A 22,061-nucleotide genomic window follows, 5' to 3' on the forward strand; every position below is an offset into this window, starting at 1 on the left:
GTACAGTGACGTCATGCGCGCATACCCGAGATCCCCGTCCAGCTCACGCCGAGGCGTCTTCAGCTGGGCCCTGTGGGACTGGGGTTCGGCGTCGTTCAATGCCGTGATCATCACTTTCGTCTTCACCCCGTATCTGACGAAGGGCGTGGCCGCGACGGAGGAGGCCGGATCGTCCGCGCTCGGCTGGTCGCTGGCCGCGGCGGGCCTCGTCATCGCCCTCGTCGCCCCCGCCGTCGGCACCCGCGCCGACGCCGGCGGCCGGCACAAGCTGTGGCTCGGCGTCCACACCGCAATCGTCGTCGCAACGATGTTCGGCCTCTTCTTCGTCCGCGACTCCCCCGCCTACCTCTGGCTGGGCCTCCTCCTCATCGCCGTGGGCAGCGTCTTCTTCGAGTTCGCCGAGGTGGCCTACAACGGCATCATGGTCCGCATCAGCACCCCGGACAACGTCGGGAAGGTCTCCGGCTTCGGCTGGGGCATGGGGTATGCGGGCGGCCTCGTCCTCCTCGTCCTCCTCCTCGTCCTCGTCATCCAACCCGAGGTCGGCCTCTTCGGCGCCACCGACGAGGGCGGGCTGCGCTTCCGCATCGTCGCCGCCCTCTCGGCGGCCTGGTTCGCGATCTTCGCGATCCCCGTCCTCATCACCGCACCCGGCGCGAAGGCCACGGGCACCTCGGCGGGGCATCCGATCCGCGCCTTCCTCTCCGACTACGCCTCCCTCGTCCGCCGCCTCGTGCGGATGTGGCGGACCGAGCATCAGACGCTGCGGTTCTTCATCGCCTCCGCGGTCTTCCGCGACGGGCTCGCCGCGATCTTCGCCTTCGCCGGGGTGCTCGCGGCCGGCAGCTACGGTTTCTCCGCCTCCGAGATCATCATCCTCGGGGTCGCCGCGAACGTCGCCGCCGGGGCCGGCGCGATGATCGCCGGGTTCTTCGACGACCGGTTCGGCCCCAAACCCGTCATCATCGCAGGCCTCATCGTCATCATCCTCGGCGGCATCCCCATCCTCTTCTCCGCCGAGGCGGCCGTGTTCTGGGTCTGCGCCCTCGTCCTCAGCTTCTGCGTCGGACCGGTGCAGTCCTCGTCGCGGTCGTTCCTCGCCCGCATCACCCCGCCCGAACGCGCCGGAGAGAACTTCGGCCTCTACGCGACGACCGGCCGGGCCGTGAGCTTCCTCGGCCCGGCCATGTTCGCCCTCTCGATCTCGATCTTCGGCTTCCAGCGCGCCGGCACGCTCGGCATCATCGTCGTCCTCATCGCGGGCCTCCTCCTCATCATCCCCGTGAAACCGGAGGCACCGCAGATGTCGATGGCGGCGATGAGGGAGGACTGACCCCGCCGAGGCGGGCCCCCGTGCCCGTGGTCCGCTGACCGGGCGTCGGAATCGGCTGAACGGCCGGGGACCGGCTGATCAGCCGCGGGCGAGGAGGTCGTCGATCTGGCCGATCGCCTCCGTCGCGCCTTCGACCACGCCCATCTCGAGGACCGTGCGCAGGCCTTCGACGCTGTCGAAGACCGAGGTGCAGACGGCCTTCGTGCCGTCGCCGTCCGGGGTGAACGTGTAGGTGTTCGTGCTGCCGGGCAGGTTCTCGTCGATCGTGAAGGACTCGTCGGCGAACCAGTCCGTGAACTCGAAGCTGTGGGGCGCGTCGACGGCCGTGACCTCCCACAGCCCGTAGTACCTCTCCCCCTCGGGACTCGTCATGAAGTAGGTGACCCGACCACCGGGTTCGAGCGCGTGGTCGACGACGGTGGCGGGATAGGTCGGCGGTCCCCACACCCGCTCGAGCTGACGGGGGTCGGCGTAGACGTCCCAGACCCTCTCGGGCGGGGCGGCGAAGCGGGCGACCATCGTCAGGGTCTTCGTGTCCTCGTCGTGGCTGGTCTCTGTCACGGGCATGGCGTCTCCTCACTCCTGCGACCGTCTCGGTCGCCTCGACACCGACCCGGTCGGGTCGGCCTGTCCGGGGCTCACGCATCCTCGGCGAGGAGGGCGTCGATGCGCTCGACGCGGCCCCGCCATTGGACCTCGAGTTCGCCGAGGAGGTCGCGCACGGTCCGGATCGCACCGACGTCGGCACGGGTCACCTGCGACCTGCCCACGCGTTCCTTGGTCACCAGTCCCGCGCGCTCGAGCACGGCGACGTGCTTCTGGACCGCGGCGAAGCTCATGTCGTAGGACGACGCGAGCTCGGACACCGACAGCCCCTCGACCGCGACCCGGCGCACGATGTCGCGCCTGGTCCGGTCCGCCAGCGCCTGGAAGACCGCATCGGTGCGATCGTCGATGAGGGCGTCGGCGGAGACTGTCATGACCTCATCCTACAACCGAATGGTTGTACGTCAAGGCCCCGGCCGGGAGCGCGGGAGACTCGCCTGAGAAGAATTCACCGCGACCCTGTTGACAGCATCATTGAACATGCGTTTAATATTAAACATGCGTTCAACCAGCCCGCAGAAGGAGCCCGGCCGCTCCCCCAATTCGTCTCCCGAGACCGCGCAGAGGATCCTCGACGCGGCCGTCAGAGAGTTCGCCGCCCACGGGTTCGCGAAGACGACGGTGCGCGCGATCGCCGCGGCCGCCGGCGTCTCCCCCGGACTCGTCATCCACCACTTCGGATCGAAGGAGGGGCTGCGCACCGCGTGCGACGACCACGTCTTCGCGCTCATCACCGAGAAGAAGGCCGAGAACGCCCAGTACGCGGTGATGGCCATGCAGATGATGTTCGACGACCCGGTGATGACGACCGCCGTCGAATACCTCCTCAAATCGCTCCTCGACCCCAGCCCCCACGGTCAGCGCTACTTCGACCACTACGTCGACCTCGTCGAGTCCTATCTCGCCGACGGCTTCGCCGGCTACAGCTTCCGACGCAGCGACGACCCGCACGGCCAGGCGGCCACCCTCGCCGTCATGGCGCTCGCCCCGGCGATGCTCGCACAGCGCCTCGAGTCCAACCTCGGCACCGGGGACATCGCCGAGACGATGACCCGCATCGCCCCGCACCTGCTCGACCTCTACCAGAACGGCGTCCTCGACTCCGTTCCCGACCAGAACCCCGACACTCCGACCAAGGGAGATGACACACCATGACGATGACGACGACGACCGCGCGCGACCGCTCACCGGGCACCTCCTCGGCGGCCATCGAACTCGACCACGTGGTCAAGAGCTACGGACGCGTGCGCGCCCTCGACGGCCTCGACCTCACCGTCGACCGTGGCGAGGTCCACGGATTCCTCGGCCCCAACGGCGCCGGGAAGTCGACGACGATCCGGATCCTCCTCGGGATCCTCCGCCACGACCGCGGACGGGTCCGCCTCCTCGGCGAGGATCCGTGGTCGCAGGCCGTGTCGCTGCACCGGCGCCTCGCCTACGTTCCCGGCGATGTCGAACTCTGGCCGGGTCTGACCGGCGGGGAGGCGATCGACCTCTTCTCGCGGCTGCGCGGCGGGGTCGACGAGCGCCGGCGCGACGAGCTCATCGAGCGCTTCGACCTCGATCCCAGGAAGAAGGGGCGGACGTATTCGAAGGGCAACCGGCAGAAGGTCGCGCTCATCTCCGCGCTCGCCTCGAACGTCGAGCTCCTCCTCCTCGACGAGCCCACGGCGGGTCTCGACCCGCTCATGGAGGCCGTCTTCCAGGAGTGCATCCGGGAGGCGAAGGAGCAGGGACGCACCGTGCTCCTCTCGAGCCACATCCTCGCCCAGGTCGAGGCGCTCGCGGACCGGGTCTCGATCATCCGGGCGGGCAGGATCGTCGAGAGCGGTTCGCTCGCCGATCTCCGGCACCTCTCGCGCACGACGGTGACCGTGCAGGTCGTCAAGGACATCCCCGAGCTGACGAGGATGTCCGGCGTCCACGACCTCGTCCGCGAGGGACGCCAGCTGCACTTCAGCGCCGACACCGCGCAGCTGCCCGGCATCATGCGGGCACTCGGCGAACACGACATCGAGTCGCTCACGGCCACCCCGCCGACGCTCGAGCAGCTGCTGCTGCGCCACTACGGAACGGAGGAGTCATGACCACCACTCGTCTGCTCGCCGCCGACGACCCTCGTGCGGACAAGCGCACGCCCGCGCACCGCGACCATCCGGCCCACCGGGCCGAATCGGGGTCGAACCTCTCGGGCCTGGGCACGATGCTGCGCTTCATGCTCCGTCGTGACCGCCTCCGGCTTCCCCTGTGGGTGCTCGGTCTCACCGTGATGACCGCGTACTTCGCCAACGCCATCGCCGTCGTCCTCGAGGGCTCCTCCCTCGAGTCGATGATGGTCTTCGCGCAGAACCCCGTCATGGGCATCATCACCGGCCCCGGCTACGGCTTCGACGACATCACGGTGCCGCGGTTCGTCGTCGGCATGTACGGCGTCTTCCTCATGCTCGGCGCGGCCCTCATGGGGATCCTCACGATCTCCCGCCACACCCGCAGCGAAGAGCAGACGGGGCGTGCCGAGCTCATCCGCGCCAACGTCACCGGCCGGCACACGCAGCTCATCGCCGCCCTCGTCCTCGCGGTGCTCATGAGCGCTCTGACGAGCCTCGGCATGGCCGCGGCGTTCTACTTCTCGCAGGCCGAGCCGCGCCCGTTCTCCTCGGCGCTGCTCTTCGGCGTCAGCGTCGGCTCCGTCGGCGTCGTCTTCGCCGGGGTCGCGGCCGTGACCGCGCAGCTCTCCGCGTTCGCCCGGGCCTGTTCGGGTATCGCCGGGGCCGTCCTCGCCGCGTTCTTCATCGTCCGCGGCCTCGGCGACATGTCCGCCGTCCAGGACGGGGACCTCGACTGGCTGTCGTGGCTGTCCCCGCTCGGCTGGGCGCAGCAGACCGCGCCATTCACCCTCGACCGGTGGTGGCCGCTGTGGCTGAGCGCAGGATTCTTCGTCCTCCTCGTCGCCCTCGCGCTCACCCTCCAGTCGCGGCGCGACCTCGCCGCGGGCATCCTTCCCGATCGCCTCGGGCGGCCGGAGGCCTCGAAGGCGCTGAGCTCGCCGTTCGCCCTCGCCCTGCGCCTGCAGCGCTCGAGCCTCATCTGGTGGTCGGTCGGCATCCTCGCCATGGGCGTCGTCTTCGGCTCGTTCACCTCGCCGATGGCCGAGGGCGCCGAGGGCATGCCGCCGGAGATCCTCGCGATCATGGGCGGGGCCGACGGCATCGTCGACGGCTACCTCGGGTACATGGCGCTCTACTTCACGATCATCGTCGCCGTCTTCGCGATCCTCTCCGCCTCCGGGCTGCGGAGCGAGGAGCAGGCCTATCGCACCGAGCCCGTGCTCGCGACCGGCGTCAGCCGTCCCGGTTGGATGCTCGCGTGGGCGGCGGTGACCTTCCTCGGCTCGCTGCTGCTCATGGGCCTCGCCGGCCTCGGTGAGGGTGTCGGGGCCGCGGCCTCGACCGGCGACTGGGACCTCCTCTGGCCGTCGTTCGTCGGCCACGTCGCACAGACCCCGGCCGTGTGGGTGCTGCTCGGGATCGTCTACGCCCTCTACGGTCTCGCGCCGCGGCTGCAGGGCCTCGTGTGGGTCGTCTTCGCCCTCGGTGCCGTGCTCGCGCTCTTCGGCGGGATGCTCGACCTCGACGAGGCGATCCTCGACCTCTCGCTGTTCGTCCACATCGGCCAGTACCCCTCGGTCGATCTCGAACCGCTCGCGATGGCCTGGCTCACCGGGGCCGCCGTCATCCTCACAGTGATCGGGGCGGCGGGCTTCCGCCGCCGCAACCTCATCACGGCGTAGGACTGCGCCGAGCAGAGGCCACGTCAGCGCACGACCTGCCGCGGCACGGGAGTCACTCCCGCGCCGCGGCCGTCTCCGTTCCTGCGGGGTGACCTCGGCTCCCGCCGGGCGGACCGCAGCCGCTGCGAACAGGCGGACTGCCGCGGCTCAGCTCGGGGTGACGAATCCCAGCGAGCTCGCGCGAGCGACGACCTCGGCGCGACTCGAGACCCCGAACTTGCGGTAGAGAGCCGAGAGCCGATTCTTCACCGTTCCGGGCACCTGATGGAGCTCGGTCGAGATCTCCGCGATCGTCAGCCCGGACGCGAGCAGGGTGAGCAGCCGCGTCTCCGGGTCGCTCAGCTGCGGCATCGACGTCTCGCTCACGGTGATCGTCCCGACCTCCCGCAGCCGTGCGAAGAGGGCGTCGCGGGTCGCGAAGTCGCCGGAGAACGTCTCGAGCGCCCCGTCCCACGCAGGGTCGTCGGCGCTGAGGTCGAGGAGCCGGATCCGGTCGTGCCACGGGAGCAGGGCCAGGGGCAGCAGGGAGCTCACCCAGGCCGAGAGCCCGATCGCCGTGCGCAGCTCGGCCACCGCCTCGGCGTCGCGTCCCAGTCGGCTCAGGGCAGCCGCCTTGAGCGCAGCGAGGTCGGCACGGCCCGACGGCGTGAGCATCCGATGGTAGAACCACGTGTCGGCGAGCGCGATCGCGCTCTCGACGCGGCCGGCGACGAGTTCGACCCGCACGCTCTGGACGACGCGGATCGCGGAGTCGGCCGACATCTGGTCGAGTTCGACCTCCGCCCATCGCAACTGGCCGAGGGCGATGAAGATGAGGCTGCGGCTCGCGCAGAGCAGGTCCTTCTCCGTCTCCGAGGGGATCGGGAACTCACCGTGGGTCTCGACCTCGTCGTTGGCGAAGAGCAGCGCCGACTCCGTCGTCGCCGAGAGCACGGCGAGGATCCGCCCGAACACGGGGACGATGGCCTGCAGCCCCCAGCCCTGCGGGGCGGCGGCGAGGTCGTCGATGCTCCTCCGCGCCCCCTCGAGGTCGAGGCGGTCGAGGGCGCGCACCGCCGCGGCCGCGCTCCACGCCGGATGGACCATGTCGTCGACGAGTGTCGGAGGCTGTCCCGCGAGGCGGGCGAGAAGACGGTCGGCGCGTTCGTGGTCGGCGCCCGTGGCCGCGGCGAGCGCCGACCATGCGAGGGCCGCGGGGAGGAGGAAGTCCCCGTCGACGTGGCGGACGCTCGCCTGGCCCTCGACGTCGTGGAGGATCGACAGCGCCTTCGAGAGCCGACTGTCGTGGACGGCGCTGATCGCCGTGAGCAGGCGGATGGTCAGCTGGGCACGCCTGGCGCCCGGGCGCACCCTGGCGGAGAGCCCGAGCTCGACGGCCTCGGCATGCCGCCCGGCCGCCGCGAGCTCGGCTATGGCCCGGATCGTCTCGAGCGGCCCCGCCGCTTCACTCTCTGGCGCCGCGTGGCCGTCCGCCCGTGCCTCCCTGCTCTCCGCCTCACCGTCGGGGCGCACACCTCCCGCCGTCCCGGAGGAGACGAAGAGCTCCCGCATCCGCCCCTGCCGAGTCTCTGCGGCGACGGCCTCGCGCAGCTCCTCCTCCCTGATCGTCCCTTCGCCGACTCCCCCGCCGAGGCGGCCGAGGACGTCCTCGGCCAGCCGTGAGAGGAGTCCGAGCTCGGGTTCCGCACGCAGCGCCTCGGCGGGCAGTCCGGCGAAGGCCATGCACGCCGAGGCGGGGGTGAGGAGGAACATCGGCAGACCGATCGACTCCGAGAGGCGGACGAGGTCGTGCCAGAGTCCGGCCCGGCGGGCGAGGGTGAGGACGTCGGAGAGGATGGCCGGTTCGACCGCCTCGGCGCCTTCGAGATGGTCGTTGAGCACGGCGACGAGCCGGCTGATGAGGCCTTCCTCCGCCGTGGGAGCGACGTCGCGGCGGTAGGCGGCGGCGAGCAGCGACGGCACGCGGAGGTACCGTCTGCCGCCTGACTCCCCGTCGGCGACGATGACCCCGGCCATGCGCAGGCGCATGAGCACCCCCTCGGCGTCCCAGAGCTCCGTCTCGACGCCGGCGGGGACGGAGGTGAGCGCGAGCAGCGCGGTCTGCTCCGTGAACGAGCTCAGGTGCGCGAGCACTCTCGCAACCCAGACATCGGCCGTGCTCAGCTCGAGCGCCGGGGCGGGAGCGAGCGAGGCGACGTAGTCGGCGAAGCTGCGGGAGCTGAGGTCGACGGCGAAGTCCGCACCGGCAGCCGCTTCGACGGCGGTGCGCCCGAGGACGAGGTCGCCGCCGCTGGCGGAGAGGAGCTCGGCGGCGAACTCCTGGTCGGCGACGCCGAGGGCGTCGGCGAAGTCCGCAGTCGTCCGGTCGGACCCTTCGTCCTGACCGGAGTCGGCAATCGAGACCATCTTCTCCAGACCTCCACCTCGGCGGGGCGAACCAGTGTCGCGCACATCGACGTACATCACGGTCCCTCTCTCCGATCCACAGCACGGACGAGGGCATGCGTCCCCGTCGCGGCTCCGGACCGATCGCTTACCGACCCGGAGCAGTGGAATCATTCTCGGGCAGGCACACGTGCGCGGACGGCGCTTCCGCGACAGCCTGCGGGAAGCCGTCAGGGTTGTGCGGGTCGGCGAAAGGCGGGTGCCCGGGCGTAGAAGCGGCCTCTCAGCCGGCCGTACGCTGAAGACCATGCACACCGTTCGCACGATCCGCCCTGACGAGTTCCGCGGATTCCTCGATCGCACCGACGGCGCCAGCTACCAGCAGACCTCGGAATGGAGCCGGGTCCGCAGCGCCGACTGGGACCACGAACTCGTCGGCTGGTTCGACTCCGGGAACCAGCCGGTCGCCGCCGCCGTCATCCGGTACCGTCGCCTGCCCGGGGTCGATCTGCGCTTCGCCTACATCCCGCAGGGACCGCTCATCGACTGGTCTGCACCGGAGGCTCTCGACCTCCTCACCGCTCTCGAGGCCCATCTGCGCACCCGGCGCGTCTTCGGCCTGCGCATCTCCCCCGCCCTGACCCTGCGGCGGTGGGACGCCGAGACCGTGCGGGCCGGCGCCGCCGACCCGGGGATCACCCGGTTCTCCCAGCTGCCGCCCGACGACGTCTCCCGGAGCGCGCTCGATCTCGCGGCCGCGCTGCGGGAGGCCGGATGGCGTGAGGTCATCGACGACGCCGAGGCGGACGCCAGCCAGCCGCACCTGAACTTCCACCTCCGCCTCGACGGGCTCACCGAGGAGGCCGTGCAGGCAAGGATGACGAAGGCCTGGCGGAAGAACATCCGCCGGTCGGCGCGGGAGGGGGTCGAGGTGACCCCGGGAGGGCGCGACGACCTCGGCGACGTCCACCGTCTCTTCGTCGAAACGGCCGAGCGGAACGGGTTCGCCCCGCAGCCGCGCAGCCACATCGATGCGATCTGGGAGGCGATGAGCCGGGACTTCCCCGGCGGCTTCGCCCTCGACATCGCCCGCCACGAGGGCACCGCGATCGCCGCGAACGCCACGGCGCGCATCGGGCGGCGGGTGCAGGGCGTGCTCGCGGCGACGAGCGCGGCGAAGCCGGAGACGCGTGCGTCGAACGCCGCCTACTGGACGATCATCCGCCGCGCCATCGCCGACGGGGCTGAGATCCTCGACCTCGGCGGGGTCGAGGACACCCTTGACGAGGACGATCACGCCACCGGTCTCATCCGCTTCAAAGCCGGGATGGGCGCCGACGCCCACGAATGCCTCGGTGTCTGGGACCGTCCGCTGCAGCCGCTCGTCTACGCCGCCTTCGCCCGGCTGCTGCCTCTGCGCGCCCGCCTCCAGGCGCGCCCATGGACGTGGTCGATTCCGACTCCGATCCGCACAGGTGCCGCCGCGGGCGGTCGGAGGTCGGCCGGATGACAGCCGATCCGACGAGCGTATCCGCAGGCAGGGTGCGGGTTTCCGCAACCGGGTCATCGCCGTGCCCGGCGACGAGCGACTTCGGAGGGGAGGGACATGGCCGGTAGGCGCGGATCCATGCTCCTCGTGACCGTGGGCAACATCATGGTCGCCACGGCGCAGTGGTACCTCATCTGGCTCTTCGCCAGGCACGCGGGCCCCCAGGCCGTCGGCGTGTACTCGTCGCTCGTCGCCTTCATGACTCCTCTGTTCGTCATCGCCCAACTGGGTCTGCGGAATCTCTACATCACCCTGCAGACGAGCGTGCGATGGCCGGTCTACCTCGCAGTGCGCACCGCGGGGATGGTCATCGCGAGCGGTCTCGCCGCAGTCGTCCTCTTCGCAGTCGTACCCGAGACCGCGTGGGTGATCGGCACGGCGGTTCTCGTCATCAAGATCGCGAACTCGATCGCCGACCTGTATTTCGCTCGACTCCAGCGCGCCGAACGCCTCCGGACCTTCGGTGTCCTCCTCATCGTCGATGCTCTCGCCACCGCCGCCGTGACGACGGTGATCATGGCTCTGGGGAGTTCGGTCGAAGTCGCCGTCGCCGCGGCGGCTGTAGTCGCCCTTGCCGGTGCGGCGGCGACGGTCCTGCTCGGGCGCCGGCTGACCGCTGCCGTCGACGACACCGGAGGGACGCCGTTGAGCGACGAGTTCCGCTGCATGCTCCGACACGGATCGCCGCTGGCGCTGTCCCAGGGAATCCAATCGATCCTCACGTATCTGCCGATCGCCATCGTCGGCTGGCTCGGCACCACCGCGGACATCGGCGTCTACTCGAGCGCGGCGTACCTCGTCACCTTCGCCAACCTCCTCGGCGCCTCGGTGCAGATCACCCTCCTCGCGGACTTCCGCCGTCGGTTCGAGGCATCGGGCCCTGCCCTGCTCCGTCAGTCGATCCGCCGGAACAGCGTCGTGTCGATGGCCGTCCTCGCACCCCTGGTCGGCCTCGCCGTCGTCATCGGGCCGCAGCTCCTCGCCCTCGTCTACGGGCCCACCTTCGACATCAGCCGCCTCTCGGTGCTCTTCCTCTCACTCGCCGCAGTGATCGTACTGCCGACCTATCTCCTCTCCTCGCTCCACCTCGTGCTCAACCGGTACTGGGTGATGACGATCGTCGGGGCGGGGTCGATCGTCGGCGTCGCGGCGGCTGGTGCCGCCGGAGGGGCCCTCGGGCTCGGTCCCGTCGAAGCCGGAAGCCTGGCAGTACTCGTCGGTGCGACCGCCAGGTACGTCGGCGCCGACGCCCTCTCGCGCCCCGAGCCGTTCGCTCAGGCACCGACGCTCAGACAGAGAGCGGGGATGTCATGACACGCGTCGATGCGCCGGCCAGGGTTCAGCTCCTCGGCTACTTCGGGTGGGGGAACTTCGGCGATGACCTCTTCCGGGAGACCTGCGTGGATCGGGCCTCACTGATGTGGCCCGACAGCAGAGTGCGAGTGTTCGAGGGCCGGCGGGCGAACCTGTCGGAGCCCTCGCCGGCCTCCCGCGTCCGCCGACTGCGCACCGCCGTGCACGGGGCTGTGTGGTCCGATGCCTTCGCCTACTGCGGAGGATCCGTCTTCTCCGACCTCTCGGGCACCGCAGCACTGCGCTCCCGCTTCTTCCCCCGCCATTCCTTCGAGGCGCTGGGGGTGTCGGTCGGTCCGTTCTCCTCGCCCGTCGACGGCCGAGACGTGGTTCGCGCCCTGCGCGGATTCGACAGGGTCGTCGTTCGCGACGAGGAATCGCTGCAGCGACTCGACGGCCGCGCGGAGTTCGGCGGCGACCTCGCAGCCCTCAACCGCCGGTTCGCTCCCGGACGGGGACGGACCGGTCGAACCCAGGAGGGGCGCATCACGATCTGTCCCTCCAGAGCCGCGAACGTGCCGGCTGCCGACCTCGCTGAGGACGTGGCCACAGCGCTCGGCGCGCACGACGGCGAGATCACCGTGCTCGCGCTCAACTCCCACCCCCGCCTCGGCGATCTCGACGCCGCGAATGCCGTCGCCGCGCGCCTGCGCGCCAAGGGAGCGCAGGTCCGCGTCCTCGACTACGGCGACATCGGGATCGAAGGGGTCATCGCCGTGCTCAGGTCATCCGCCCTGGTCTGGACTCAGCGCCTGCACGGAGCGATCGCCGCGTACCTCCTCGGAGTCCCCTTCGCGATCGTCGACCACCACGAGAAGTGCGGTGCGTTCGCCCGCGACATCGGGCTCAGCGACGGCTTCCTCGTCTCGGGCTTCGCCGAGCTCTCGCCGACCCTCGCCGTCGCCGACCACGGTCCCGAACAAGGCCGCGCAGCGGTGTGGAGTCGGACGCCGGCCGAGTACCGCGAGCGCGCGCTGCGCACCTACACACGCGCCGACGGGTGAGAGGTCGCGGAGGCGATCAGCGGTTGAGCAGGGTCCCGAACGATCCGAAGTAGAGTGCCCAGGCTCCGAAGGCGACGAGGAGTGCGAGGCTGAGCACCGTGTGGAACCGCCCCGTGTACCTGAGGACGGGCACCGATACGAGGACGGGGATGAGCGACCACGAGAACGCCGCCAGCCGGTCGCTGAAGTAGACGAAACCCAGCGCGAGGAAGTAGCAGTTGAGGAGGATGAAGGCGTTGAGCAGCTTCGGATACCACTCCGGAAGATGGGCCAGGCGCCTCTTCACGGCGGCGTAGGCAACGAACAGCGGCCCTGCGCTCAGGAGCCAGAAGATGGGCCGGTTCGTGCCGCCGGAATACGACCGCGCGAGCTCGGAGTCGGAGTAGACCTCGATCTGTTCGATGCCCGAGCCCAGAGGACCGGCCAGGCGGGCGTTGAGGCCCGTGAAGTAGGCGATGCTGAAGATCACCCACGCCCCGAGGAGGATGTCCGTGCGCAGGCGCACCAGCCTGACCACGAGGATGACGATCGCAGGCGCGATGGCCGACCAGTGGAAGAGGAGACCGAGTCCGAGGACGACGAGGATCCAGACGACCCTGGCATTGCGGAGGACGAGCGCCAGACCGAGGAAGAGGAACGAGATCGACAGGCCCTGACGGACGAGGAAGCTCGAATAGTCGAGGAAGAATCCGAAGCACACGGTCACGTAGAGGACGACGGCCGTCTGCCACCCGGACCCGAGGATCATCCACAGGGCGATCGTGAGCATGATCGCACAGAAGGCGGCGACGATGAGGAAGTACACGTCCGCGTCATGGGTGAAGGAGCCGATGAGCCAGTTCACGAGCAGAAACGCTGGCTCCCTCCCGTCGGTCACCGTGGTGTCGAAGACCTCTCCGGGTTCGGCGAAGCTCATCGTCTCGAACTCGGCGGCATAGCGGGTCTTGTCGACGACGTCGTAGTTCGCCGGGGCCGCAGCGAGAACGATGATCGTCGCCAGCGAGGCCACCGGAAACACGGCATTGCTCCAATGCCGGAACTTCGAGCCCTCCCCGACGAGACAGAAGCCGACGATCCACAGGGTCACGAGCCCGAACCACGAGACGAGGAACATCGCTCACGCCCCGATCCGGCCGAGGCGGCGTTCCCACTCGATGAGAGTGGTGATCGCCGGCAGCATCTCGTCGAGCATGGTCTGGTGGACGGCCTCGGACCGGCCGATGGGATCGACGACGTCGTCGTCTCCTCCGTCCCCGGGAGCCCGCCGCCGGTAGCGCTGGGCGAGGGCGGCGACGGACTGCCATCGCTCGATCGGCGAGGAGCTGTCCTCGGGCGGCACGAGGGGAAGGATGCGGGCGAACTCTCTGAGGGTGAACGTGCGCTTGAGCGCACCGGGGGCCATCTGGACGACCATCGACCGCTGCGCCCGCTCCATCGTGAGGACGAGGTCGGCGTCGCGGATGTGCCGCGGGTCGAGTCGTTCGGCCCGGAAACCCTCAAGGGTGAACCCGTGCCGGTCGGCGATCCGTGCGATCTCCGGGGGCACGGTGTCATCGGCCATCGCGTTCGTACCGGCGCTCGAGACCGCGAACTGCATCGGCGCGATCTGGTCGAGGCCGCGCTGGAGGAGCTGCTCGACCAACGGCGATCGGCAGATGTTGCCCGTGCACACGGCAAGGATGCGGAACGGTGCGACGTCGATCTCCCAGCTGCCCGTCATCGCAGGCCGCCCACGAGCCCGGTGACGCGGTACATCGTCCGGTAGCCGAGGAGGTTGTAGGCGGAGCTGAGCAGACGCCTGCCCGCGCCCAGGCCGCGCACCCTGACCGAGGGCACCTGCACCCGATACCTCTTCGCGACCGCCAGTCTCTGGTCACGGGGGATCTCGCAGTCGGGGCGATGGAGGTCGCGCATGCACGAGAAGACGTTCTTGGCCCTGATGAATTCGACCGCCGCGATGATGTCGGGGGAGGCCGTGCTCTGCGCCCACTCCTCGAGGCGACGACCGACCTCGGTGAGATCGGCGAACTTGTCCGGCAGATACCGCGCCGTGGCCGAACCGGCGCTGTTCCGGCGGTACCAGTGGCCGAGGATCGGCACCGTGCGCACCACCTCGGCGCGGTCGATGCACGCGAGGTTGAAGAGGAGGTCCTCGCCCATCCTGATGCCGTCGACGAAACGCACGGCTCCCGCCTCGATGACCGTGCGGCGGTAGGCCTTGTCCCAGACGGCGTTCGCCGACTCATCGGCGATCATCTGCGCCACGGTGTGCTCGTCGAGGCGCACGTCGCTGCTCTCGGACAGACTCGCCCGGAGTCGGAGGTCAGTGGTCCGCGTCCCCGCTGCCGCGCCGAGCGCCGGGTCGTCACTCGAGGCGAAGCAGACGATGTCGGCGTCGTCGGCACCGGCGCGGACGACGGCGTCGAAGAGCAGCGGGTCGACGAGCTGATCGTCGGCGTCGAGGAAGACGACCCAGTCGCCTGTCGCCTCCTCGATTCCGCGGTTGCGGGCTGCGGAGACCCCCTGGTTGGGCTGGTGCAGGGCGCGGATCCGGGCATCCGCCTCGGCGAGGTCGTCGATGAGCGCTCCCGAGGAGTCGGTCGAACCGTCGTCGACGAGGATGAGCTCGAAGCTGCAGTAGCGCTGGGCGAGCACCGATGCGACCGTCGACCGCAGATTCGACGCCCCGTTGTAGACGGGGACGATGACCGAGACCATGGCCTCCCTGCCCGTCATCGCACACCCTGACCTGCGGTGCGCCGGTCGGTGAGCCCTTCGAGGAAGGAGCGCACGGCGTCGCCGGTGAGACGGTAGTCGAGGTCGGCCCGATCGAAGTCGAGCGGGGCCGTCATCCGGCCCGAGGCCCAGTCGGCGTGGACGGCGACGGCGAGCGCACCGGCGTCGCCGTCGGCGGCGAGCACCGCCTCGGGGACGTCCCGGACGCCTTTGACGTCGAAGGCGTACGCGCGCCGCCCCACGGCGACGGCTTCGAGCATGACCCGCGGCAGACCCTCCCACGCGGAGGTGTGGAGGAGGCCATGGCTGTGGGTGAGCGCATCGACCACGGTATCGGGCCCGTCCGCGGTGACGCGTCCGCTGAGTCCGAGCCGCCGGATGCGTTCACGGGTCGCCGACCGCAGGTCGCCGTCTCCGATCATCCGCAGATGCACGTCGACCCCCCGGGACTCCAACCCGAGCACGACGTCGAGGGCGAGGTGCGGACGCTTCCGGGCACTGAACTCCCCGATCCACACGAGTTCGAGTCGGTCGTCCGCGGACTGCGGCAGCGGCTCACCGGAGCGGTACCTCTCGAGGTCGAGGCCGACGCCCGAGCGCAGGCGCAGCAGCCGCTGGGGGTCGAACCGCTGCCCGAACCAGGCATGGTCGTCGGAGTTGATGGCGATGACCCCGGCGGTGCGGCGCAGCAGGGCCCGCTCGACCTGCTGCCACACCCGGTCGCCGAGTTCGGTGCCGGTGTTCCAGTGCAGACCGTGGCAGAAGTAGACGACGGGGACCTCGAGTCGGGCGGTGCGCACCAGCGCCGAGGCGGTCGCCGAGTTGGTCACGACGACGTCGAGGCGTTCGCTGCGAACCCATCTGCGCAGTCCTGCCCACGCGGTCACGGCGCCCGGGCCGGGGCGCCTGCCGAGACCGGAGATGACGACGCTGTCCCCGTCCGCGGTCGGCGTCCCCGCGGCGACGGACACCGAATGCCCTGCGGCCGTCCACGTCTCGATGATCTCGGGGAAGAACGAATCGACCATGTGTCCGACGCTGGCGAGCAGGCCGATCCTCACGACAGCCTTCTTCCCTGCGCGAGGCTCTCGCGCCTCGTCAGGGCGTCGGAGTGGCCGAATCGTACGGGTTCGGTCGCGTCCTCGGGAAGCGGCCACACGGTCGGGACCGTGGGTCCCGAACCCCGCCGGGGCCGGAGACGATCGGCGGTCGCCTCCGAACCGTCGACGGTGAGGTCGGAGCCTCCGTCGTCGTCGGGCAGAGGTGAGCCGGAGCCGCGGCGGTGCCGCGGCGGCACATCCTGGGACCTGCTCGAGTAGACCTGGTAGTAGCCGCTCGTCTCCGCCGACGACCTCGGCACCCGGTTGAGGACGAGGTTGACCGGAACGTCGAGCACATCGAGACTGCGCAGGGCCTCCTGCAGTTCGCTGATCCTGACCTCTCCGACGCTGGCGACGAGGAGGACCCTGCCGACGTACTTGGAGAGTGTGAGGGAGTCGGCCACGGGAAGGAGCGGCGGGCCGTCGAGGATGACGAAGTCGAACTCGCCGCTCAGGCGGGTGATGAGCGTGCCCATCGCACGCGAGTCGAGGAGCTCTGCGGGATTCGGCGGCATCATACCGGCGGTGAGGACGTAGAGCTCGTCCTGGCCCCAGGGCTGGAGGAGTTCGGAGACGTCGGCGGACCCGAGCAGGGCGGTGGTCAGGCCCGCGGAGTTCTCGAGTCCGAGCTTGTCGGCCACCGTGGGCTGCCGGAGGTCGACGTCGACGAGGGCGACCCGACTGCCCGCCTGGGCGAGGGAGATGGCGAGGTTGATGCTCGTCGACGACTTGCCCTCCTGGGCCTTGGCCGAGGTGATGAGCACCGCCGGGTTCGTGTCGTCGACCTGGGCGAATCCGAGGTTGGTCCGCAGCCGCCGGAACGCCTCCCCGCGAGCGTTGTCGAGGCCCATGTCGCTGATGAGGGGCTCCTCGGCGATCCGTGCGTCGGCGGGGATCGCGGCGAGCACCGGCGCCGAGGTGATCGGTTCGAGGTCCTCCTTGGCCCGCAGGCGGCCGTCGAGGTTCGTCCGCAGCAGCGCGATGCCGAGCCCGACGGCGAGACCGACGGGCAGTCCGAGTCCGACGCACATCCACAGCGGCAGGCCGTCCGCCTGCGCTGCCGGCACCGCAGGGTTGGAGACCCGCAGCTGGATCTGACCCGTCCCGTCATCGCCCTGGTTCTCGACGTCGTCGATGACCGTGACGAGGCTCTCGGCCACGGCATCGGAGAGTTCGGCGGCGTCCTGCGGCGTGGCCGCTGTCGCCTCGACGGTGATGAGCACCGTGCGCGGGTCGCTGAACGCCGTCACCTGGGAGTCGAGCTCCTCGGGGGTGACGCCGAGGTCGAGTCGGTCGATGACCGGTTCGAGGACGGGGCGGGACCCCGCCATGTCGACATAGGTCTGGATCCGCTCGAGGATGAAGTTCGACGCCATCTGCATCTGATACGGGTCGCCGGACGTCGAGACCGACGCGAACATCTCGGTCTGCGAGGTGTAGGTCGTCGGTCTGAGCAGGGCGTAGGCGAGGCCGGCTGCTCCTCCGAGGAGGGTCACGATGATGATGAGGGCGACGTTGCGCCTCATGATGCGAAGGAATTCCTTGAGTCTCATGTCTCGTTCCACTCGGGTCGGCGACTGCGGATCGGGATCGCAGCGCGGGTGGGGCGTGGTGACTGCCTTCGTTCCAGGCTAGGCACGCGGACCCGGTCGGCACCGCCGACCGGTCCTGAGGGTACGGGCTGCCGCATCACCGGTGCGGCCCTCCGCAGAGGACCTCGGCGATGACGGAGAGGACCCGATCGAGTTGGCTCGGGCTCAGCGCGGAGCCGCTGGGCAGGGTGAGGCCGGTCGCGTAGAGGGCCTCCGCGGTCTCTCCGCCGTGCATGACGCAGCCTGTGAACACCGGCTGGAGGTGCATCGGCTTCCACAGCGGGCGGGTCTCGATGTCATGGTCGGCCAGCCGCTTGCCCAGCTCCTCGGCGCTGAAGCCGGTGACCTCGTCGTCGATGAGCACGGCGGTCAGCCACGCGTTGTCCGGGTGCGGATTGTCCGCACCGAAGAGCGCGATGCCCTCGGTCCCTGCGAAGAGCTCGAGGTAGGCGGCCCGGTTCGCCTGCCTGCGGACGATCATCGATTCGAGACGGGTGAGCTGGGCCCTGCCGATGGCGGCGAGGAGGTTGCTCAGACGGTAGTTGAACCCGACCTCGGTGTGCTCGTAGTGGGCCACCGGCTGCCGCGCCTGGGCGGAGAGGTAGGACGCGTACGCGGCGAGGTCGCCGTCGTCGGTGAGCAGCGCTCCTCCACCTGAGGTCGTCATGATCTTGTTGCCGTTGAAGGACACCGCTGCCGCCTGTCCCATGCTCGCCGTCGCCCGACCGGAGTGGAGCGAGCCCAGCGATTCGGCGGCGTCGACGAGGACGGGGACGCCGAACTCCGCGGCGATCGGCAGGATCCGGTCGTAGTCGGCGGGCCGTCCGAGCAGGTCGACGGGGACGACGGCGGCGGGCAGGCGTCCCCGGCCGGCGGCTGTGCGGAGGGCGTCGTGGAGCAGCGCCGGGTCCATGTTCCCGTCGGATCGGCAGTCGATGAACTCCGGTTCCGCCCCGCAGTAGGTGATCGCGTTCGCCGTCGCGGCGAACGTCATCGTCGAGGTCAGCACCCGGTCGCCCGGTCGGACCCCGAGACCGAGGAGTCCGAGGTGGAGGGCCGCGGTTCCCGACGACAGTCCCACCGCGTGCCGGACGCCGACGGTGGCGGCGAGCTCCGCTTCGAAGGCCGTGAGATCGGGCCCTGTGGGAGCGATCCACCCGCTGCGGAAGGCGCTGAGCAGGTACTCCTCCTCGAGTGCTCCCACGTCGGGGGTGGACAGCGGGATCCGCCCGATCTCGGGTGTCCGGGTCTCGGTGGTCGATTCGGCATCGGAGATCGTCATGACGCCATCCTCAGTTCGGTGGTCGGGTGGGTTTCGGTCCGCAGTGCGCAGCAGAGGTATTCCTCGCCCGCGCGTGCGGGCGACGCGGGGTGCGGAAGCGGCACGGTCCCGCGCGGGTCGGTGATGGGCCGGAAGCCGGAGGCGAGGTAGAGGTGGGGCGCGCCGGCGGCCGTCGAAGCGGGGCAGAAGGCATAGTCGGCGTCGGTCGCCCGGACCCGGTTGAGCAGCAGACGCAGCACTTCGCGGCACAGCGACTCGTGCTCATCGTCCTCGAGCGCGGAATGAGTCGGATCGGGGAGGAAGCGGATGATCCGAGCCGCGTCGCCGGTGCCGACCATCTCGCACAGGCCGACGCGTTCGCCGCTTCGGGTCCGCGCCATCCACTGGGTGAGCTCCCGGGTGCGGGCGATCTGCTCGAACTCGATGAGGTCCGAGCGCATGCTGCCTCCGAAGCTGATCATCGTCGCACTCCCGGGATGGCTGACACCGTCGCGGCGGAAGACCGTGAGCACGGTGCGCACGAGGATCCGCAGATCGGTGCGCAGGCTCATCGTCTCGACGTACTCGACGTCGAGGTCGAACCGCTCGTCCCAGGACAGTGCGTTGCGGCCGCTGACCTGGGCGAGTCCGCTCAGTCCGCCGCGGACGGCGTGCCGTCGGGACTGTTCGGGCGTGTAGAGGGGGAGGTACTCGGTCGTCAGGGGTCGGGGTCCGATGAGGCTCATGTCCCCGACGAGGATGTTCCACAGGCTCGGCAGCTCGTCGAGGCTCGTCGCCCGGATGAAGCGACCGAGAGCCGTGAGTCGAGCCGAGTCGTCCGTCCATCCGCGTCCCGGGTCGAGCGGCCGCATGCTGCGGAACTTCTTCAGGCGGAAGATCCGGTTGCCCTCGGTGACCCGCTCCTGGGTGAAGATCACCGGCGCGCCGTGGGCGACGAGGACGAGACCGGCGACGACGGCGATGACGGGAGCGAGGACGAGGAGCCCGAAGGCCGCTCCGGTGACGTCGATGGCGCGTTTGAGATGAGGGTAGGCCATCTCAGGACCTCGCCTCAGCGGTCTGCCTGACAACCGGTTCCGTCGGGCTCAGCGCCTCGGCACCGCGCCGGTAGGCGGGGAAGAAGTCGCTCGCCTCGTCGAAGTCGAGTCCGTTCGCCGCCAGGCGGCGCCGGTGGGCCTCCAGCAGCTCCTCGTAGCGGCCCGGTGAGAGGATGCGTTCGCCCGTGAAGTAGTCGTACTGCCCATCGAGGGCGAAGCCGCGCTTGTAGCGTTCGAGGCTGTCCTCGGCGGTGACGCCGCCGCCGAGGACGTACCGACGTCGACCCTGCGCCTGGAGCCACTTCATCGACTCCATCTTCACGAGGTCGTTGGGCCGCACGCCGAACGCCGCCGCCTCGGTGCCGCCGAGGAAGTAGTATCCGTCCTCCCTGCCGAAGAGCAGGAGGTCGACGGAGACGAGGCGGCCTTCGTGCTGGGCGTAGACGTAGGCGAACTGGCCCGGCAGCGCTGCGTGGATCCCCTCGAAGAACGGGCGCTCGAAGCGGTACCAGTCCGCGCTGTCGCGCCTCTCCATGGTCTCGGTGTAGATCCGCACGAAGTCGTCGACGAACTCGCCTTCGGTGTCGATGACCGTGGTGACGCCCTCGCGCAGGGCGCGGCGGACGTTGCTGCGGACCTTCGGGGCGACCTTCTGACCGAGGTCGTCGGCAGGGACGCTGAGGTCGCGGACGTAGTTCGTCTGGCGCCTGCGCGTCGTGCCCTGGTAGGGCAGCATCGTCTCGGTGAAGAGGGTGAGCCGTGAGAACTCGCTGACGACGGAGTTCTCGTCCGCCCAGAGATCGAACATGCGCCAGAACTGCGCGGAGGCCCCGTCGATGTCGCTGATGCCCCAGTGCAGCGGTCCCCCGTAGCCGTAGGGCGAGATGATGTCGAACATCCGTTCGCCGCCCGCCGCTGCCGTGAGCTCCGCATCGATCTCGCGGAGGAAGAAGGGGTAGAGGACGTATCCGTCGCCGACGGTCATGACCGCGGCGGCGAGCTGTCCGCCCCCGGCGCGCAGCAGTGAGCAGACGTCCGGGTGGGCGAAGGGATGTCGCTCCGCCAAGGCGGACCAGAGTCCGATCCATTCCTCCCGGTCCGTCGCCGCCTCGGCCCAGAGGACCTTCCACTGCGCATTCATGCCGACACCTCCGTCGTCCGGCTCTCGGTCTCTCCCTGGTGCGTGCAGCTGTGCTGCGCGGATCGATAGACGGGGAAGAAGCTGTCCGTGGTGTGCGGGCAGCTCAGCTCCGAATAGCGCGCCGGATCGATGACCTGCTGCGCCGTGCGATAGCGTCGGCGCCCGGATTTGGCCATCGACAGCTTGTAGCGCAGGAGGCTGTCGTCCTCGGTGTTCGTCACTCCGCCGGTGAGCACGTAGTCGGCGACTCCACGGGACTGGGCGTAGAGGAACGCCTGCATGACGAGGTAGCTGTTCGCTCCCGACCGCAGGCCCTGCGCATCGGAGGCGCCGAGGAGCGCATAGGCGATGTCGTTGCAGAAGAGGATGAATTCGACCGAGGTCGCTCTGCCGTCCTCAAGCGCGTAGATGTAGGCGAAGCTGCCGGCGAACTCACGATGGAGCATCGCGAAGTAGTCACGGTCGAGGTAGAACCGCTCATCGGCGCCGTTGCGGTCCAGGGTCTCGCGGTGCAGCCGGAGGAAGTCCTCGAGCCGCTCTCCGCTCTCGTCGACGACCACCTGGATTCCGGAGGACTCCGCCTTCCGCAGGGTTCTCCGATAGCTCTTCGAGGCGTCGGCGAGAAGCTCGTCGATGGTGCGGCCCTCGAGGCTCTTCACCGCGTGCGGAGCCTGCTCGATGTGGTCTCCCGGGTAGCCGAGCGAGGAGTCCGCGAGCGGATTCTCCCGATGGAACTCGGTGACGACCCCCTTGTCGAGGGCCCAGTGGCGGAACCGCCGCCAGAACCGATCACTGACCTCGGCGGTGTCCGCCCGATGGCCCAAGCTCAGCAGAGGACCCCCGTAGAGCAGCGGCGCGGCGACGTCGTAGCACTCGCTCGTCACCGGCCGTCCGCAGGCATCGTGGGTGACCTCGCGCAGGAGGAAGGCATAGAGGACGTGGGAGCCGGAGCGGTCGTCGAAGACGGCGGCCAACGGCGTCTCCCCCTCAGCGGCGAGGGTCGCCAGGTAGTCGGGGTGGGAGAAGGCGTCGCCGGCGGCACAGCGGTGCCAGGCGTCCAGCCACGTCTCGTAGCCGTGGGTCGAATCGGTGCCGACGATGTGGAAGGCGGTGTCGGCGAGGTCGTCGTCGATGTGCATGGTGTCCTCACTCG

General features: G+C 69.8%; 19 protein-coding genes. 7 read left to right on the forward strand and 12 right to left on the reverse strand.

What is annotated here, in order from left to right; all coding sequences use genetic code 11:
- Window positions 1–13 precede the first annotated feature (13 nt).
- Entirely contained in the window at window positions 14–1,333 is a 1,320-nt protein-coding gene (locus tag AACX88_RS00995; RefSeq protein ID WP_063249639.1) for an MFS transporter, read from the forward strand.
- 78 nt (window positions 1,334–1,411) lie between these two features.
- Here the strand turns inward: AACX88_RS00995 and AACX88_RS01000 are convergent, their stop codons facing one another.
- Window positions 1,412–1,900, reverse strand: coding sequence for an SRPBCC family protein (locus AACX88_RS01000; RefSeq protein WP_063249638.1), 489 nt, complete (start codon window positions 1,898–1,900; stop codon window positions 1,412–1,414).
- Window positions 1,901–1,971: 71 nt separating this feature from the next.
- Complete coding sequence (locus AACX88_RS01005) at window positions 1,972–2,313, reverse strand: ArsR/SmtB family transcription factor (RefSeq protein WP_063249636.1); 342 nt, start codon at window positions 2,311–2,313, stop codon at window positions 1,972–1,974.
- Window positions 2,314–2,437: 124 nt separating this feature from the next.
- Between AACX88_RS01005 and AACX88_RS01010 the strand changes: the two genes are divergently transcribed.
- The 3 genes from AACX88_RS01010 to AACX88_RS01020 are packed head-to-tail and all read left to right on the forward strand — an operon-like array spanning window position 2,438 to window position 5,729.
- Entirely contained in the window at window positions 2,438–3,094 is a 657-nt protein-coding gene (locus tag AACX88_RS01010; RefSeq protein WP_063249634.1) for a TetR/AcrR family transcriptional regulator, read from the forward strand.
- Window positions 3,091–4,026: an ABC transporter ATP-binding protein gene (locus AACX88_RS01015; RefSeq protein ID WP_063249632.1), complete on the forward strand. Its 936-nt coding sequence runs from the start codon at window positions 3,091–3,093 to the stop codon at window positions 4,024–4,026. The genes AACX88_RS01010 and AACX88_RS01015 overlap by 4 nt, the downstream gene beginning before the upstream one ends.
- A complete protein-coding gene (locus AACX88_RS01020) occupies window positions 4,023–5,729 on the forward strand; it encodes an ABC transporter permease (protein WP_082834895.1) in 1,707 nt (568 codons plus the stop codon). Before AACX88_RS01015 ends, AACX88_RS01020 begins: the two co-directional genes overlap by 4 nt.
- 147 nt (window positions 5,730–5,876) lie before the next feature.
- Here AACX88_RS01020 and AACX88_RS01025 read toward each other — a convergent pair whose 3' ends face one another.
- Window positions 5,877–8,192 (reverse strand): helix-turn-helix transcriptional regulator, encoded by a 2,316-nt coding sequence (locus AACX88_RS01025; protein ID WP_339391542.1) that lies wholly within the window; start codon window positions 8,190–8,192, stop codon window positions 5,877–5,879.
- Window positions 8,193–8,421: 229 nt separating this feature from the next.
- Here AACX88_RS01025 and AACX88_RS01030 point away from each other — a divergent pair, with 229 nt between their 5' ends.
- From AACX88_RS01030 to AACX88_RS01040, 3 genes are all read left to right on the forward strand, one after another.
- Window positions 8,422–9,624, forward strand: a complete 1,203-nt coding sequence (locus AACX88_RS01030) for a lipid II:glycine glycyltransferase FemX (RefSeq protein ID WP_063249628.1) — start codon at window positions 8,422–8,424, stop codon at window positions 9,622–9,624.
- A 117-nt stretch (window positions 9,625–9,741) separates the two neighbouring features.
- Complete coding sequence (locus AACX88_RS01035) at window positions 9,742–10,977, forward strand: lipopolysaccharide biosynthesis protein (RefSeq protein WP_339391242.1); 1,236 nt, start codon at window positions 9,742–9,744, stop codon at window positions 10,975–10,977.
- Complete coding sequence (locus AACX88_RS01040; protein WP_063249624.1) at window positions 10,974–12,020, forward strand: polysaccharide pyruvyl transferase family protein; 1,047 nt, start codon at window positions 10,974–10,976, stop codon at window positions 12,018–12,020. Before AACX88_RS01035 ends, AACX88_RS01040 begins: the two co-directional genes overlap by 4 nt.
- 16 nt (window positions 12,021–12,036) lie before the next feature.
- On the opposite strand, the gene AACX88_RS01045 is transcribed toward AACX88_RS01040, so the two are convergent.
- The 9 genes from AACX88_RS01045 to AACX88_RS01085 all read right to left on the reverse strand — a co-directional run bounded on the left by AACX88_RS01045 (window position 12,037) and on the right by AACX88_RS01085 (window position 22,047).
- The gene (locus tag AACX88_RS01045) at window positions 12,037–13,134 is read right to left on the reverse strand and encodes an EpsG family protein (protein WP_063249622.1); all 1,098 of its coding nucleotides are present in this window, start codon (window positions 13,132–13,134) and stop codon (window positions 12,037–12,039) included.
- 3 nt (window positions 13,135–13,137) lie between these two features.
- On the reverse strand, window positions 13,138–13,740 hold the full coding sequence (locus AACX88_RS01050) for an arsenate reductase/protein-tyrosine-phosphatase family protein (RefSeq protein ID WP_063249620.1): 603 nt from the start codon (window positions 13,738–13,740) through the stop codon (window positions 13,138–13,140).
- The gene (locus AACX88_RS01055) at window positions 13,737–14,756 is read right to left on the reverse strand and encodes a glycosyltransferase family 2 protein (protein WP_082834894.1); all 1,020 of its coding nucleotides are present in this window, start codon (window positions 14,754–14,756) and stop codon (window positions 13,737–13,739) included. Before AACX88_RS01055 ends, AACX88_RS01050 begins: the two co-directional genes overlap by 4 nt.
- The gene (locus tag AACX88_RS01060) at window positions 14,753–15,817 is read right to left on the reverse strand and encodes a glycosyltransferase (RefSeq protein WP_339391243.1); all 1,065 of its coding nucleotides are present in this window, start codon (window positions 15,815–15,817) and stop codon (window positions 14,753–14,755) included. Before AACX88_RS01060 ends, AACX88_RS01055 begins: the two co-directional genes overlap by 4 nt.
- Entirely contained in the window at window positions 15,814–17,409 is a 1,596-nt protein-coding gene (locus AACX88_RS01065) for a tyrosine-protein kinase domain-containing protein (RefSeq protein WP_339391244.1), read from the reverse strand. Before AACX88_RS01065 ends, AACX88_RS01060 begins: the two co-directional genes overlap by 4 nt.
- 136 nt (window positions 17,410–17,545) lie before the next feature.
- The gene (locus AACX88_RS01070) at window positions 17,546–18,730 is read right to left on the reverse strand and encodes a DegT/DnrJ/EryC1/StrS family aminotransferase (protein WP_063249615.1); all 1,185 of its coding nucleotides are present in this window, start codon (window positions 18,728–18,730) and stop codon (window positions 17,546–17,548) included.
- On the reverse strand, window positions 18,727–19,767 hold the full coding sequence (locus AACX88_RS01075; protein WP_082834893.1) for a sugar transferase: 1,041 nt from the start codon (window positions 19,765–19,767) through the stop codon (window positions 18,727–18,729). The genes AACX88_RS01070 and AACX88_RS01075 overlap by 4 nt, the downstream gene beginning before the upstream one ends.
- Window position 19,768: 1 nt before the next feature.
- Window positions 19,769–20,908, reverse strand: coding sequence for a GNAT family N-acetyltransferase (locus tag AACX88_RS01080; RefSeq protein ID WP_339391245.1), 1,140 nt, complete (start codon window positions 20,906–20,908; stop codon window positions 19,769–19,771).
- A complete protein-coding gene (locus tag AACX88_RS01085; RefSeq protein ID WP_063249612.1) occupies window positions 20,905–22,047 on the reverse strand; it encodes a GNAT family N-acetyltransferase in 1,143 nt (380 codons plus the stop codon). The genes AACX88_RS01080 and AACX88_RS01085 overlap by 4 nt, the downstream gene beginning before the upstream one ends.
- Window positions 22,048–22,061: the final 14 nt, after the last annotated feature.

Source organism: Brevibacterium metallidurans (assembly GCF_037101285.1).
Classification (GTDB): Bacteria; Actinomycetota; Actinomycetes; order Actinomycetales; family Brevibacteriaceae; genus Brevibacterium; species Brevibacterium metallidurans.

What these genes read in the sequence shown, in the direction of transcription:
- AACX88_RS01010 (WP_063249634.1), top strand. Translation starts at nt 2,438, where the DNA reads ATGCGTTCAACCAGCCCGCAGAAGGAGCCCGGCCGCTCCCCCAATTCG.
- AACX88_RS01035 (WP_339391242.1), top strand. Translation starts at nt 9,742, where the DNA reads ATGCTCCTCGTGACCGTGGGCAACATCATGGTCGCCACGGCGCAGTGG.
- AACX88_RS01075 (WP_082834893.1), bottom strand. Translation starts at nt 19,767, where the DNA reads ATGGCCTACCCTCATCTCAAACGCGCCATCGACGTCACCGGAGCGGCC.
- AACX88_RS01085 (WP_063249612.1), bottom strand. Translation starts at nt 22,047, where the DNA reads ATGCACATCGACGACGACCTCGCCGACACCGCCTTCCACATCGTCGGC.
- AACX88_RS01000 (WP_063249638.1), bottom strand. Translation starts at nt 1,900, where the DNA reads ATGCCCGTGACAGAGACCAGCCACGACGAGGACACGAAGACCCTGACG.
- AACX88_RS01025 (WP_339391542.1), bottom strand. Translation starts at nt 8,192, where the DNA reads ATGTACGTCGATGTGCGCGACACTGGTTCGCCCCGCCGAGGTGGAGGT.
- AACX88_RS01080 (WP_339391245.1), bottom strand. Translation starts at nt 20,908, where the DNA reads ATGAATGCGCAGTGGAAGGTCCTCTGGGCCGAGGCGGCGACGGACCGG.
- AACX88_RS00995 (WP_063249639.1), top strand. Translation starts at nt 14, where the DNA reads ATGCGCGCATACCCGAGATCCCCGTCCAGCTCACGCCGAGGCGTCTTC.
- AACX88_RS01040 (WP_063249624.1), top strand. Translation starts at nt 10,974, where the DNA reads ATGACACGCGTCGATGCGCCGGCCAGGGTTCAGCTCCTCGGCTACTTC.
- AACX88_RS01070 (WP_063249615.1), bottom strand. Translation starts at nt 18,730, where the DNA reads ATGACGATCTCCGATGCCGAATCGACCACCGAGACCCGGACACCCGAG.
- AACX88_RS01050 (WP_063249620.1), bottom strand. Translation starts at nt 13,740, where the DNA reads ATGACGGGCAGCTGGGAGATCGACGTCGCACCGTTCCGCATCCTTGCC.
- AACX88_RS01055 (WP_082834894.1), bottom strand. Translation starts at nt 14,756, where the DNA reads ATGACGGGCAGGGAGGCCATGGTCTCGGTCATCGTCCCCGTCTACAAC.
- AACX88_RS01020 (WP_082834895.1), top strand. Translation starts at nt 4,023, where the DNA reads ATGACCACCACTCGTCTGCTCGCCGCCGACGACCCTCGTGCGGACAAG.
- AACX88_RS01030 (WP_063249628.1), top strand. Translation starts at nt 8,422, where the DNA reads ATGCACACCGTTCGCACGATCCGCCCTGACGAGTTCCGCGGATTCCTC.
- AACX88_RS01005 (WP_063249636.1), bottom strand. Translation starts at nt 2,313, where the DNA reads ATGACAGTCTCCGCCGACGCCCTCATCGACGATCGCACCGATGCGGTC.
- AACX88_RS01015 (WP_063249632.1), top strand. Translation starts at nt 3,091, where the DNA reads ATGACGATGACGACGACGACCGCGCGCGACCGCTCACCGGGCACCTCC.
- AACX88_RS01045 (WP_063249622.1), bottom strand. Translation starts at nt 13,134, where the DNA reads ATGTTCCTCGTCTCGTGGTTCGGGCTCGTGACCCTGTGGATCGTCGGC.
- AACX88_RS01065 (WP_339391244.1), bottom strand. Translation starts at nt 17,409, where the DNA reads ATGAGACTCAAGGAATTCCTTCGCATCATGAGGCGCAACGTCGCCCTC.